General features: G+C 72.2%; 13 protein-coding genes. 7 read left to right on the top strand and 6 right to left on the bottom strand.

Going from position 1 to position 12747, the window contains the following annotated elements:
* Positions 1 to 8 precede the first annotated feature (8 nt).
* Positions 9 to 323 carry a hypothetical protein gene (locus tag ACFT32_RS18120; protein WP_189722908.1) on the top strand — a complete coding sequence of 105 codons (315 nt, stop codon included), beginning with the start codon at positions 9 to 11 and terminating at the stop codon, positions 321 to 323.
* 70 nt (positions 324 to 393) lie between these two features.
* On the opposite strand, the gene hutH is transcribed toward ACFT32_RS18120, so the two are convergent.
* The 3 genes from hutH to ACFT32_RS18105 form a co-directional block, all read right to left on the bottom strand.
* Positions 394 to 1932, bottom strand: coding sequence for a histidine ammonia-lyase (hutH, locus tag ACFT32_RS18115; protein WP_382490739.1), 1539 nt, complete (start codon positions 1930 to 1932; stop codon positions 394 to 396).
* A gap of 91 nt (positions 1933 to 2023) precedes the next feature.
* Positions 2024 to 3178, bottom strand: coding sequence for a diguanylate cyclase domain-containing protein (locus tag ACFT32_RS18110; RefSeq protein ID WP_382490053.1), 1155 nt, complete (start codon positions 3176 to 3178; stop codon positions 2024 to 2026).
* A 203-nt stretch (positions 3179 to 3381) separates the two neighbouring features.
* Entirely contained in the window at positions 3382 to 4182 is an 801-nt protein-coding gene (locus tag ACFT32_RS18105) for an enoyl-CoA hydratase/isomerase family protein (RefSeq protein ID WP_382490047.1), read from the bottom strand.
* A gap of 218 nt (positions 4183 to 4400) precedes the next feature.
* Between ACFT32_RS18105 and ACFT32_RS18100 the strand changes: the two genes are divergently transcribed.
* Entirely contained in the window at positions 4401 to 5090 is a 690-nt protein-coding gene (locus ACFT32_RS18100; RefSeq protein ID WP_382490045.1) for a hypothetical protein, read from the top strand.
* 8 nt (positions 5091 to 5098) lie between these two features.
* Here ACFT32_RS18100 and ACFT32_RS18095 read toward each other — a convergent pair whose 3' ends face one another.
* Together ACFT32_RS18095 and ACFT32_RS18090 are read right to left on the bottom strand one after the other, a co-directional pair.
* Positions 5099 to 6202 (bottom strand): adenylate/guanylate cyclase domain-containing protein, encoded by a 1104-nt coding sequence (locus tag ACFT32_RS18095; RefSeq protein ID WP_382490043.1) that lies wholly within the window; start codon positions 6200 to 6202, stop codon positions 5099 to 5101.
* A 177-nt stretch (positions 6203 to 6379) separates the two neighbouring features.
* A complete protein-coding gene (locus ACFT32_RS18090; RefSeq protein WP_382490041.1) occupies positions 6380 to 7255 on the bottom strand; it encodes a biotin--[acetyl-CoA-carboxylase] ligase in 876 nt (291 codons plus the stop codon).
* Positions 7256 to 7365: 110 nt separating this feature from the next.
* Between ACFT32_RS18090 and ACFT32_RS18085 the strand changes: the two genes are divergently transcribed.
* The 4 genes from ACFT32_RS18085 (at position 7366) to ACFT32_RS18070 (ending at position 10090) form a co-directional block, all read left to right on the top strand.
* Positions 7366 to 8970 carry an acyl-CoA carboxylase subunit beta gene (locus tag ACFT32_RS18085; protein ID WP_382490039.1) on the top strand — a complete coding sequence of 535 codons (1605 nt, stop codon included), beginning with the start codon at positions 7366 to 7368 and terminating at the stop codon, positions 8968 to 8970.
* Positions 8971 to 8995: 25 nt separating this feature from the next.
* A complete protein-coding gene (locus ACFT32_RS18080; protein WP_382490037.1) occupies positions 8996 to 9205 on the top strand; it encodes an acyl-CoA carboxylase epsilon subunit in 210 nt (69 codons plus the stop codon).
* Positions 9206 to 9308: 103 nt separating this feature from the next.
* Positions 9309 to 9437, top strand: a complete 129-nt coding sequence (mmpB, locus tag ACFT32_RS18075; protein WP_382490036.1) for a morphogenic membrane protein MmpB — start codon at positions 9309 to 9311, stop codon at positions 9435 to 9437.
* 32 nt (positions 9438 to 9469) lie between these two features.
* Complete coding sequence (locus ACFT32_RS18070) at positions 9470 to 10090, top strand: Maf family protein (protein WP_382490034.1); 621 nt, start codon at positions 9470 to 9472, stop codon at positions 10088 to 10090.
* Here ACFT32_RS18070 and ACFT32_RS18065 read toward each other — a convergent pair.
* Positions 10059 to 10490 carry a hypothetical protein gene (locus ACFT32_RS18065; RefSeq protein ID WP_382490033.1) on the bottom strand — a complete coding sequence of 144 codons (432 nt, stop codon included), beginning with the start codon at positions 10488 to 10490 and terminating at the stop codon, positions 10059 to 10061. The two genes, ACFT32_RS18070 and ACFT32_RS18065, sit on opposite strands and share 32 nt — an antisense overlap.
* A gap of 344 nt (positions 10491 to 10834) precedes the next feature.
* On the opposite strand from ACFT32_RS18065, the gene ACFT32_RS18060 reads away from it, so the two are divergent.
* The gene (locus ACFT32_RS18060) at positions 10835 to 12610 is read left to right on the top strand and encodes an acetyl/propionyl/methylcrotonyl-CoA carboxylase subunit alpha (RefSeq protein WP_382490032.1); all 1776 of its coding nucleotides are present in this window, start codon (positions 10835 to 10837) and stop codon (positions 12608 to 12610) included.
* The last annotated feature ends 137 nt before the right edge of the window (positions 12611 to 12747 follow it).

Below are 12747 nucleotides of genomic sequence, written 5' to 3'. Positions count from 1 at the left end.
GATATTCCGTGTCATCCGCTCGCCGCCCGTTGCTGACCACCACCGCCGCAGCGACCCTGCTGGGCGCCCTGTGGTTCGTCCCGTCCGCCAACGCGACGTCGGACTCGCCGGTGAGAGACGCGGTCTCGGCAAGCCCGTCGCCGCAGGTCACAGAGCAGGCGCGGATCGCGGCCACGACGGCCGGCGACTCCGTCACCGACACCCGCCTCGCCGACACGGGCAGCTTCGACAGCACGCCCTACGTGGCCGGCGGCACGATGTTCCTCATGCTGGGCGCGGGCTTCGTCGCCTACTCGGTCCGCCGGGAACGGCTCGGCCTCTGAGCGCACTTGGCGCAAGGGCGACCGCCGAGGGGCCCTGCCGCCAGGCAAGACCCCTGCCGCGTTCGTCGTACTACCGGAGCGGCCCGGTGACCGTCTCCACCGCGGCGAGCAGCCGCCCGTCGCGCACGAAGGCGTCCGCGGCGGCCAGGTCGGGCGCCAGGAACCGGTCCGGTCCGGGACCCTGAACTCCCGCTTCCCGTACGGCGTCGATGACCGCCCGCGTCGCGGGCGCCGGCGTCAGCCCCTCGCGCAGCTCGACGGCGCGCGTGGCGGCGTACAGCTCGACGGCGAGGACACGGGTGAGGTTGTCGACGGCCGTGCGCAGCTTGCGCGCCGCCGACCAGCCCATCGAGACATGGTCCTCCTGCATCGCGGAGGACGGGATCGAGTCGGCGGACGCCGGTACGGCGAGCCGCTTCAGCTCGCTCACCAGCGCGGCCTGCGTGTACTGAGCGATCATCAGGCCCGAGTCCACACCGGCGTCGTCGGCGAGGAACGGCGGCAGGCCGTGGCTGCGGTTCTTGTCGAGCAGCCGGTCGGTGCGCCGCTCGGCGATGGAGCCGAGGTCGGCGGCGGCGATGGCGAGGAAGTCCAGGACGTAGGCGACCGGCGCGCCGTGGAAGTTGCCGTTGGACTCCACCCTGCCGTCGGGCAGCACCACCGGGTTGTCGACCGCCGACGCCAGCTCGCGGTCGGCGACCAGCCGGGCGTGGGCCATGGTGTCCCGCCCGGCCCCGGCGACCTGCGGGGCGCAGCGCACCGAGTAGGCGTCCTGGACGCGCGGGGCGTCGTCCTGGTGGTGCCCGGTCAGACCCGAACCCTTCAGCACGGCGAGCATGTTGGCGGCACTGGCGGCCTGCCCCGGGTGCGGCCGGATGGCGTGCAGTTCGGGCGCGAGGACCCGGTCGGTGCCGAGCAGGGCCTCCATGGACAGGGCGGCCGTGATGTCGGCGGACCGGTAGAGCGTGTCCAGGTCGGCCAGGGCCATGACCAGCATGCCGAGCATGCCGTCGGTGCCGTTGAGAAGGGCGAGGCCTTCCTTCTCGCGCAGTTCGACCGGCTGGATGCCGTGCGCGGCGAGGAGTTCGCCGGCGGGGCGTACGGCACCGTCGGGGCCCTCGGCGTCGCCCTCGCCCATCAGCGCGAGCGCGCAGTGGGACAGCGGTGCGAGGTCCCCGGAGCAGCCGAGGGAGCCGTACTCGTGCACGACCGGGGTGATACCGGCGTTGAGGAGGTCGGCCATCGTCTGCGCCACCTCGGGCCGTACGCCGGTGCGCCCGGAGCAGACGGTCTTCAGCCGCAGGAACATCAGGGCGCGTACGACCTCCCGCTCCACCCTCGGCCCCATGCCGGCGGCGTGCGAGCGGACGATGTTGCGCTGGAGCTGTGCGCGCAGCTCCGGGCTGATGTGCCGGGTCGCCAGGGCCCCGAAGCCGGTGCTCACGCCGTACACGGGGTCCGGCTTGGCCGCCAGCGCGTCCACGATCTCGCGGGCCGCGGCGAGGGCGGCCACCGCCTCCTCGGAGAGCTCGACGCGGGCACCGGCACGCGCCACGGCGAGCACGTCGGACGCGGTCACGCCGGACGTCCCCACCACCACAGTGTGCATATCCATATTCAGGAGCGTACGCAGTGAATTCGATGATGTCACCACTGGGGGCGGGGTTCACCCCTTACCGATACGTCACACGGCCGCTCCCCTACGGCGCGTGCCGCCCCCGGAACCGCCGGCGCTCCCCGTCGGCCCCCTTGGACGGCTCGTCCGCCAGCCGCATGACCGGATCATCCGGCCCGGCCCGGCCCGCGACCACCGGCCGGGCGGCCCGCTCGGCCTTGGCCCGGTACTGGGCCGCGTCCGCGAGCCGGAACAACCGCCGCGCGGAGCGTACGGGCCCGATCGGATCCTCGGTGGAGGCGACCCCGCAGGCCACCCCGTCCCCGAGCTCCAACTCGGACGCCCGGCGGCACAGTTCACCCGCCGCCTTCACGACCTGGTCGGCGGGCGGCCCGACCGCGAGCAGACAGAACTCGTCCCCGCCGAGCCGCGCCGCCAAGGCCCCCGGCAGCATGGCCCCGCACAGCGACAGCACCGAGCCGAAACGCTCCAGGAGCCGGTCGCCGACGGCGTGCCCATGGGTGTCGTTGACCCGCTTGAGCCCGTTCAGATCGCAGACGACGAGGCTGACGACCGCGCCGTCCCTGCGGTGCCGCTCGATCGCCTGCTCCAGGCGTACGTCCACGGCACGACGGTTGGCGAGTCCCGTCAGCGCGTCGGTGAACGCGAGCCGCCGGGCCTCCTCCAGCCGCTCGGTCTGGGCTATGCCGGCGGCCACGACGGAGGCCAGGACGGTCGCGAAGTCGGCGTCGGCCCGCTCGAAGACGGCCTCACCGGCCGGGCGGGCGACATACAGCTCGCCCCAGGCCCGGCCGTGCAGCACGATCGGCGCGACCACGCAGCAGCCCCGGCCCCGTCGGCGCAGGGCGGCGACGCGCTGATGGCAGTAGCCGGGACGCCGCCCGGCGGCGGGGCCCTCGGCGGTCTCCACCCATGCGTCGGGCTCCCCGCCCCCCGCCGCCCACTGCTCGTGCAGGAACTCGGTGATCTCCGCGAACTGGTGCACCGGATAGGCCTCGTCCTCCGGGAACTCCTCCTCCCCGTCGGCCAGCGCACCCACGTTCACGAGGACTTTCAGCCGCCCGAGCTCCCGCTCCCACACCGACAGCGCGGCGAAACTCCCGCCCAGCGCCCGGCACGCCCCGGCAGCCGCCGCACGCCACGCCTCACGCGACCCGTGCGCGGCCGCCATCCCCTGAGCCAACGCGACGACGGCCACCAGCCGTCTGTCCTCACCCATCACTCCAGGCTAGGGACTTTTCAGCCAATCCGTTCTGTGGACGACGCGAACGGGGAGGCCGGGCTGCTGGCGCTTGCCGCCCCGCTGCGGGCATGCGTGCCGCTGAGGGCGGCACGGGTGGGCGCAGCGGCACCTCGCCGCGCCGAGCTGCGCACCCACCCGCCCCCAGCGGCAACGCCGAGCACCGGACAGCAAACCCCAGCTCACTCCCCCGGCCACTCCGGCTTCCGCTTCTCGTTGAACGCCGCCACGCCCTCCGCCCGATCCCCCGAGAACGCCACCGCCCTCCACGCCGCGTCCTCCACCTCAAGCCCCGCCCGCAGATCCAACCCCTGCCCCAACCGCAACGCCCGCTTCGCCGCCCGCAACCCCACCGGCGAATTCCCCGCGATCCGAGAGGCCAGCTCCAACGCCACCTCCCGGTCCCGCCCCTCCTCCACCACCTGATCGACCAACCCCAACTCGCCCGCCTCCACGGCCTCCACCCGCCGCGCCGAGAAGATCAGCTCGGCCGCCCGAGCCGCCCCCACCCGACGCGGCAGCAACTGCGTGCCCCCACCCCCGGGAATCACCCCCACCGACACCTCCGGCAGCCCCACCACCGCCGTAAGGTCCGCCACGATCACGTCACACGCGAGCGCCAGCTCGAACCCGCCCCCCAGCGCGAACCCGTGCACCGCCGCCACCGTCGGCACCGGCACCTCCAGCACCCCGGTGTACGCCCCACGCGTCACCGGCCGCTGCCGCACCAGATCCGCGTCGCTGAACGAGTTCCGCTCCTTCAGGTCGGCCCCCACGCAGAACGCCCGCTCATGCGTCGAGGTCAGCACGACCACCCGTACGTCCCGGTCCTCCCCCAGCGCCGCACACGCCCCGGCGATGGACCGCGCCATCCCGGTCGACACGGCGTTCATGGCCTTGGGCCGGTCGAGGACGAGCTCCGCGACATGCCCCTGCTCATGCCGCCGCACCAGCACGAACTCCCCGAACCGTTCCTCGTTCATGACACCCTCCGGTTAACGCGGGTTAACAACCTCACCGCCCCGATCATCGCAGCCGCACCCCACGCACGAAAGAGCGGACGCGACCGGTTCCCGCACCCTCACCCGCCCACCCGTTCGAGTGACATCACCTCAATTCCGGCCCGACCGCCCATGGGAGCGCATAGCGTGCGTCCGCCAACGGCGCACAGGGGGCGCGTGCGCATCGGGGAGGAACCGTGATGAGGGCGAACACACCGACCGGGCCACAGCGGGACACCGGGACTGCCACGGCGCCCCGCCGAACGGAACCGATCGCACCCGCCGAGCCGCCGGCGGAAACCGGCCCCTTCGCCCCCCGTGTCCGGGGCCGCCACCGCAAGCCCCGCTCCCACAAGGCCCTGCTCGCCGCCGGCGGCCTCGCCCTGGCCGCCGGCGCCCTGAGCCTCGTTCGCCTGGCCCCCGGCCCGGGCCCCGACGGCGTCGGCACCGTCGAGGCCGAACCCCGCCCGGACCCGGTCACCACCGGCACGGACACGGACCGGACCGCCGACACCGCCGCGACCCTCCCGGCCGCCACCCCCGAGGCCAGCCCCTCGTCACCCACGGCCCTGGGCGGCCTGACCCCGTCCCCGGCCACCAGGGGCGCACGGCCGGCCCCTCCCGCCGCGACCGGCACCCGAGGGGCCGCAACGACCGCCGCTCACCGGCCCACGACCATCCCCGACACCCCGAACACCCCGGCACCGGCCACCCAGGGCGACGCCCCACGTCCGGCCCCGGCCGCGCCCGCTCCGCCGAGCCGGACCACGCCCGCCCCGGCGCCCGAGCCCAAGCCCGAGCAGCCGAAGAAGCCGAAGAAGCCGGACGACCCCGGGCTGTGCGTGCCGGTCATCGGCCTGTGCGTGGACCAGCCGGGCCGCCCCGGCTGACCGCCCTGTCAGCCCAGATCCCGCCGTGTGAGCAGCCACGGCTCCACGACGCCCAGGCCACGCACGGGCCGCTGCCACATCGGCTGCAACGCGAACCGGTACACCGGGGGCTCCTCGCCCTCCTTCTCCGCCGCCGCGGCCTCCTCGGCCGCCTCCGCCTCGGAGGACGGGGCGTCCTGCGTGCGGATCAGCTCCTCGGCGAAGGCGGTGTCCACGAGGACGGCGTCCTTCGGAGCTATCGAGGTGAGCCGGGAGGCCAGGTTCACGGTCGTACCGAAGACATCGCCCATACGGGTGGTCACGGTGCCGAACGCCATGCCGACGCGCAGCTCCGGCATCGTCTCGTCGTGCGCCATGGTCTCGATCAGCCGCAGGGCGATCTCGGCGGCGATGCCCGCGTCGTCGGCGGCGTACAGCACCTCGTCACCGAGGGTCTTGATCAGCCGTCCGCCGTTCGCGGCCACCAGATCGGCGGCCGTGGTCTCGAAGGCCTCGACCAGCTCGCCGAGCTCCTCCTCCTCCATCCGGCGGGTGAGCCGGGTGAACCCGACCAGGTCCGCGAAGCCCACGGCGAGGCGCCGGTCGACCATCTCCTCGTCGTCGGCGGCCTGCACGACCCGTCCGGCCGAGGCGGCGAGCTGACGCCGCCAGACATAGACGAGGAACTCCTCCAGCTCGGGCAGGAGCAGCTCGACGATCGGGTACGTCACCTCGGTACGGGTCATGCCCGGCTCGGGCGGCTCGGTCAGCCCCTCCAGGAACGAGTCGATCTGCCACTCGGCGAGCCGTGCGGTGGTCTGCCCGGTGGACCGGGCCACCTGTACGGCCATCGCCTCGCTCAGCAGCCCGGCCTCGACGAGACCGGCGAGACGCCGCAGGGCGAGTACGTCCGCCTCGGTGAGGGCCTTGGCCTGCCCGATGTCCGCGAAGCCCATCGCCCGCCAGAAGCGGGAGGCCAGTTCCATGGAGACACCGGCGCTACGGGCCGCCTGAAACGGGGTGTACCGGCGCTCGGCCCCCAGAATGAGCCCTTCGAGGCGCAGGGCGAGCGGGTCCTCGCCGGGGTCGGCGCCCTGCGCGTCCGTGCCGGAATCCGGGTCTTCGACGGTCACGCGTGCTGCCCTTCCGATCTGTCACGGTCATGTATCGACCGGCCTCAACTCTACGGCAGGTGTGCGCCAGCTCACTCCGTGAGCCACTCAGCTGCGGGCATGCGTGCCGCTAAGGGCGGCACGGGTGGGCGCAGCGGCATGCCGCTCCGCCGGGTTGCGCACCCACCCGGCCTCAGCTCAGGCGGGCCTCAGGTGCACGATGTCCCCCGCCCCCACCGGCTCCTGCACGCCGTCCTCCGTCGCCAGCACCAACCGCCCGTCCCCGTCCACGGCCACGGCCTCCCCCACGATGCCCCGATCCCCCGGCAACTCCGCCCGCACGGTCCGCCCGAGCGTCGCGCACGACGCCGCATACGCCTTCTGCAACCCGCTCACCTCCGGGTCACCCCCCGCCGCACGCCACTTCCCGTACCACTCCTCCAGAGCACGAAGCACTCCCCGCAGCAGCGGATCCCGATCCGTACTCACCGCCCCGGCCAGCCCCACCGACCCCGCCGTGGGCACCGGCAGCTCGTTCTCCTTCAGCGAGACATTGATGCCGACCCCGATCACGACCCCGTCGTCACCGGCCCGCTCGGCGAGGATCCCCCCGGCCTTGCGTTCCTCGCCCCGCACCGTGACCAGCACGTCGTTCGGCCACTTCAGGGCCGTGTCGACACCCGCCGCCCGCGACAGCCCCGTCGCCACCGCCACGCCCGTCAGCAGCGGCAGCCACCCCCAGCGCCCCACCGGCACCTCACCCGGCGTGAGCAGCACGGAGAAGAACAGGCCCGACCGCGGCGGCGCCGTCCACTGCCGGTCCAGGCGGCCTCGCCCGGCCGTCTGCTCCTCGGCGACGAGCACCGCGCCCTCGACGGCCTCCCCCTTGGCCGCCCGGGCCACGAGGTCGGAGTTGGTGGAGCCGGTGCGCTGCACCACGTCCACCTCCGACCACAGCCCTCCCTCCCGCACCAGCCCCCGGCGCAGGGCGGTGACATTGAGGGGCGGACGGTCCAGGTCCGACCAGCGGCTGCCGTTCGGCTCACTCGGCTCTGATGCATCTCGCGGCGTCATGCAAGCCACCCTAGGTGTGGTAAACGCCGCACTGCCGACCTGAAGGCACCGCACTACTCTACGGATGAGTAACCGTCCCCCCTTTTGAGCAGGCAGGGAGCCGCATCCCGATGTCCGAGCCGGAAGAGCTGCAGCAGCCCGACATTCACACGACCGCGGGCAAGCTCGCGGATCTCCAGCGCCGTATCGAGGAAGCGACGCACGCCGGCTCCGCACGCGCCGTCGAAAAGCAGCACGCCAAGGGCAAGCTGACGGCCCGTGAGCGGATCGAACTCCTCCTGGACGAAGGCTCCTTCGTCGAGCTGGACGAGTTCGCCCGGCACCGGTCCACCAACTTCGGACTGGACAAGAACCGACCGTACGGCGACGGCGTCGTCACCGGGTACGGCACCGTCGACGGCCGCCCCGTCGCCGTCTTCTCGCAGGACTTCACGGTCTTCGGCGGGGCGCTCGGCGAGGTCTACGGCCAGAAGATCGTCAAGGTCATGGACTTCGCCCTGAAGACCGGCTGCCCGGTCATCGGCATCAACGACTCCGGCGGGGCCAGGATCCAGGAGGGCGTCGCCTCACTCGGCGCCTACGGCGAGATCTTCCGCCGCAACACCCACGCCTCCGGCGTGATCCCGCAGATCAGCCTCGTCGTGGGCCCCTGCGCCGGCGGCGCCGTCTACTCGCCGGCCATCACCGACTTCACGGTCATGGTCGACCAGACCTCGCACATGTTCATCACCGGGCCCGACGTCATCAAGACGGTCACCGGCGAGGACGTCGGCTTCGAGGAGCTCGGCGGAGCCCGTACCCACAACGCGACCTCGGGCGTGGCCCACCACATGGCCGGGGACGAGAAGGACGCCATCGAGTACGTCAAGCAGCTGCTGTCGTACCTGCCGTCCAACAACCTCTCCGAGCCGCCGGTCTTCGCCGAGGAGGCCGACCTCGACATCACCGACGAGGACCGCGAGCTGGACGTCATCGTCCCGGACAGCGCGAACCAGCCGTACGACATGCACGCGGTGATCGAGCACGTCCTGGACGACGCCGAGTTCTTCGAGACTCAGCCGCTGTACGCGCCGAACATCGTCACCGGCTTCGGCCGGGTCGAGGGCCACCCCGTCGGCATCGTCGCCAACCAGCCGATGCAGTTCGCCGGCTGCCTCGACATCACCGCCTCCGAGAAGGCGGCCCGCTTCGTGCGCACCTGCGACGCCTTCAACGTCCCGGTCATCACCTTCGTGGACGTCCCCGGCTTCCTGCCCGGCGTCGACCAGGAGCACGACGGCATCATCCGCCGCGGCGCCAAGCTGATCTACGCCTACGCCGAGGCCACCGTCCCGCTCATCACGATCATCACCCGCAAGGCCTTCGGCGGCGCCTACGACGTCATGGGCTCCAAGCACCTCGGCGCCGACCTCAACCTCGCCTGGCCCACCGCCCAGATCGCCGTCATGGGCGCCCAGGGCGCGGTCAACATCCTGCACCGCCGCACGATCGCGGAGGCGGAGACGAACGGCGAGGATCTCGAGGCGGTCCGGGCCCGGCTGATCCAGGAGTACGAGGACGCCCTGCTCAACCCCTACGTCGCGGCCGAGCGCGGCTACGTCGACGCGGTGATCATGCCGTCCGACACCCGCTGCCATGTCGTACGGGGTCTGCGTCAACTGCGCACGAAGCGGGAATCCCTGCCTCCGAAGAAGCACGGCAACATCCCCCTCTAGCCCGCAGCGAGCCCAGGAGGCCCACATGACGATCAAGGTCGTACGGGGCAACCCGACACCGGAGGAGCTGGCCGCCGCACTGGCGGTGGTCAGGGCCCGCGCCGCGGCGGCGACAGAGACCCCGCCCGGCGCACCGGCCCCCCGCGACTCCTGGTCCGACCCGTCCCGCATCGCATCCCACCGCCTGCCCCAGCCGGGGCCGGCGGCATGGGGCAGGACCTACTGGCCTGCCTGATCTCCGAGGGGCGCGGGGAACCGCGCACGGCGGAACAACGCGGGGCGCCGATTTGAGTATCCCTACTCAGGCGCCCCGCCCTGCCGAGCCGCACGCTGGACTCATGCTGTGGTCCGACCCCGAGAACGAACCGCCGAAAGAACTCCGCGACATGCAGGACATGCTCCGGCGGCTGGGCGTTCTCATGGCACTGGCCATGTTCGTGGGCATGCTGGTGATCGGCATCAGGTGAGACGGCCTCGCCCGAGTGACTAACCTGACTGCATGACCGCTCAGCCCCGCAGGCGACTCGTCCTCGCCTCCCAGTCCCCCGCCCGGCTCGGACTGCTCCGCCAGGCCGGACTCACCCCCGAGGTGATCGTGAGCGGCGTCGACGAGGACGCCGTCACCGCCCCCACCCCCGCCGAGCTGGCGCTCGCCCTCGCCGAGGCGAAGGCCTCCGTCGTGGCGGCCCGGCCGGAGACCAAGGGCGCGCTCGTGATCGGCTGCGACTCGGTGCTCGACCTGGACGGCCAGGCCCTGGGCAAGCCCGCGGACGCCGAGGAGGCCACGGCCCGCTGGAAGTCGATGCGCGGCCGTGCCGGCACCCTCCAGACCGGCCACTGCGTCTACGACACGCTCACCGGCCGCTATGTCTCCGCCACCGCGTCCACGGTCGTCCACTTCGGCGACCCGACGGACGAGGAGATCGCCGCCTACGTCACCTCCGGCGAACCCCTCTACGTCGCCGGGGCCTTCACCCTGGACGGCCGCTCGGCCCCGTTCATCAACGGCATCGACGGCGACCACGGCAATGTGATCGGCATCAGCCTGCCCCTGGTCCGGCGACTCCTCGCCGACCTGGGCGTCGGCATCACGGAGTTGTGGGCGCCGGCGGAGCGATGACCGGCTCGGCCGGGCGGTCGTACGTCATCAGCAGCAGGACGATCAGGCCGAGCACCAGCATCATGAAAAGGAACGCGGGCCAGCCGACGATTCCCCACGTGAAGGCGCCCAGCAGCCCGTGCACGACCGCCGCGCTGATCAGCAGCACCCGCCCGAGGCCCGCCGGGGGGCGGTCCCGCAGCGCCACGAGCAGGGCGACCAGGCCGCACAGCGCGAAGTAGAGGCCGAAGGCGACCCCGCCGATCTTCGACGACACCGACATCATGTGCGGATCGAGCCCGGCCAGGGACATGTCCTGCCGGTCGACGACGACCCCGAGGAACCAGTTCAGCGCGGCGATGCCGAACGCCTCACCGAAGAGCACCACCGCCACGACCCACGCCACCGGCCTGCGCACCACCGGGCCCACCCTCTTACCCCTAGTACGTTCGAGACATCGCGAACGCTACTGACAGGTAAACCCTGGGACAAGGGCTGAGCGGCGGGCAAAGAATCATTGGGCCATTCGTAGGGACTCCACAAAGAAACGGAGTGGCCCGCAGCACGTGATGACAGAGACCTTGACCACAGGGGACGGCTAGGGTTTCCCGCAGGAGTGCTGCGTACCGCGGTGCGACAAGGGATTTCGCGGGTCGAGCGAGCCTCGCATCACGCTCCGTGTGGGCAAGCTCACCACTGGGGACGGGTCGAAGTGCCGTGTCGGCAGTCCCTAAACTCGGCTTGTTTCAAGGAGGGAGCCTCATCGTGCGCAAGGTGCTCATCGCCAACCGTGGCGAAATCGCTGTCCGTGTGGCCCGGGCCTGCCGGGATGCCGGCATCGCGAGCGTGGCCGTCTATGCCGACCCGGATCGGGACGCTCTGCATGTCCGCGCCGCGGATGAGGCGTTCGCCCTGGGCGGTGACACCCCGGGCACCAGCTATCTCGACATCGAGAAAGTGCTCAAAGCCGCGCGGGAGTCGGGCGCGGACGCCATCCACCCCGGCTACGGCTTTCTCTCCGAGAACGCGGACTTCGCCCAGGCGGTCCTGGACGCCGGCCTGATCTGGATCGGCCCGCCCCCGCAGGCGATCCGCGACCTCGGTGACAAGGTCGCCGCCCGGCACATCGCGCAGCGCGCGGGCGCCCCGCTGGTGGCGGGCACGCCCGACCCGGTCTCCGGTGCCGACGAGGTCGTCGCCTTCGCCGAGCAGCACGGTCTGCCGATCGCCATCAAGGCGGCCTTCGGCGGCGGCGGTCGCGGCCTGAAGGTCGCACGCACGCTCGAAGAGGTGCCCGAGCTCTACGACTCGGCGGTGCGCGAGGCGGTCGCCGCCTTCGGGCGTGGCGAGTGCTTCGTCGAGCGCTACCTGGACAAGCCGCGGCACGTGGAGACCCAGTGCCTGGCCGACCGGCACGGCAACGTCGTCGTGGTCTCCACCCGAGACTGCTCCCTCCAGCGCCGGCACCAGAAGCTGGTCGAGGAGGCGCCCGCCCCCTTCCTGTCCGACGCGCAGGTGGAGGAGCTGTACTCGTCCTCCAAGGCGATCCTCAAGGAGGCCGGCTACGTCGGTGCCGGCACGGTCGAGTTCCTCGTCGGCCTCGACGGCACGATCTCCTTCCTCGAGGTCAACACCCGCCTCCAGGTGGAGCACCCGGTCACCGAGGAGGTCGCGGGCATCGACCTCGTCCGCGAGATGTTCCGCATCGCCGACGGCGAGGTGCTCGGCTACGACGACCCGGTGCTGCGCGGCCACTCCTTCGAGTTCCGCATCAACGGCGAGGACCCGGGCCGCAACTTCCTCCCGGCCCCCGGCACGGTCACGAAGTTCGACCCGCCGGCCGGCCCGGGCGTCCGCCTGGACGCGGGCGTGGAGTCCGGCTCGGTCATCGGCCCGGCGTGGGACTCCCTGCTGGCCAAGCTGATCGTCACCGGCCGCACGCGCAAGGAGGCCCTGGAGCGGGCCTCCCGCGCGCTGGAGGAGTTCCAGGTCGAGGGCATGGCCACGGCGATCCCGTTCCACCGCGCGGTGGTGAAGGACCCGGCGTTCGCCCCCGAGCTCACCGGCTCGTCCGACCCGTTCACGGTCCACACCCGCTGGATCGAGACGGAGTTCGTCAACGAGATCAAGCCCTTCGCCGCGGCGGCCGACGCCACTGAGGCGGAGGAGGAGCTGGACCGCGAGACGGTCGTCGTCGAGGTCGGCGGCAAGCGCCTGGAGGTCTCCCTCCCGGCCTCGCTGGGCATGTCCCTGGCCCGTACGGGCCTGGCGGCGGGCGCCAAGCCCAAGCGCCGCGCGGCGAAGAAGTCGGGCCCCGTCGCCTCCGGCGACACCCTCGCCTCCCCCATGCAGGGCACCATCGTCAAGGTGGCCGTCGAGGAGGGCCAGGAGGTCAAGGAGGGCGACCTGGTCGTCGTCCTCGAGGCGATGAAGATGGAACAGCCCCTGAACGCCCACAGGTCGGGCACGATCAAGGGCCTCAGCGCGGAAATCGGCGCCTCGGTCACATCCGGCGCGCCCATCTGCGAAATCAAGGACTGACACAACACAAAACGGGCGGGCAGGCGCACAAGCGCCTGCCCGCCCGTTGTTGTTTACCTAGCTGCGGGCAATCGTGCCGCTAAGGGCGGCACGGGTGGGCGGTGAGGTTCCCCCCAGCAACTGGACCGACCCGCCCG

Origin of the sequence: Streptomyces sp. NPDC057002, assembly GCF_042673825.1 — a bacterium.
GTDB lineage: Bacteria > Actinomycetota > Actinomycetes > Streptomycetales > Streptomycetaceae > Streptomyces.
The sequence above is the reverse complement of the archived record's forward strand: the minus strand, read 5'-3'. Positions and strand labels throughout refer to the sequence as shown.

Excerpts from the sequence above, each read along its gene's own strand:
- hutH (WP_382490739.1), bottom strand. The coding sequence starts at position 1,932 with ATGCACACTGTGGTGGTGGGGACGTCCGGCGTGACCGCGTCCGACGTG.
- ACFT32_RS18110 (WP_382490053.1), bottom strand. The coding sequence starts at position 3,178 with ATGGGTGAGGACAGACGGCTGGTGGCCGTCGTCGCGTTGGCTCAGGGG.
- ACFT32_RS18105 (WP_382490047.1), bottom strand. The coding sequence starts at position 4,182 with ATGAACGAGGAACGGTTCGGGGAGTTCGTGCTGGTGCGGCGGCATGAG.
- ACFT32_RS18100 (WP_382490045.1), top strand. The coding sequence starts at position 4,401 with ATGAGGGCGAACACACCGACCGGGCCACAGCGGGACACCGGGACTGCC.
- ACFT32_RS18090 (WP_382490041.1), bottom strand. The coding sequence starts at position 7,255 with ATGACGCCGCGAGATGCATCAGAGCCGAGTGAGCCGAACGGCAGCCGC.
- ACFT32_RS18085 (WP_382490039.1), top strand. The coding sequence starts at position 7,366 with ATGTCCGAGCCGGAAGAGCTGCAGCAGCCCGACATTCACACGACCGCG.
- ACFT32_RS18080 (WP_382490037.1), top strand. The coding sequence starts at position 8,996 with ATGACGATCAAGGTCGTACGGGGCAACCCGACACCGGAGGAGCTGGCC.
- mmpB (WP_382490036.1), top strand. The coding sequence starts at position 9,309 with ATGCTGTGGTCCGACCCCGAGAACGAACCGCCGAAAGAACTCCGCGAC.
- ACFT32_RS18070 (WP_382490034.1), top strand. The coding sequence starts at position 9,470 with ATGACCGCTCAGCCCCGCAGGCGACTCGTCCTCGCCTCCCAGTCCCCC.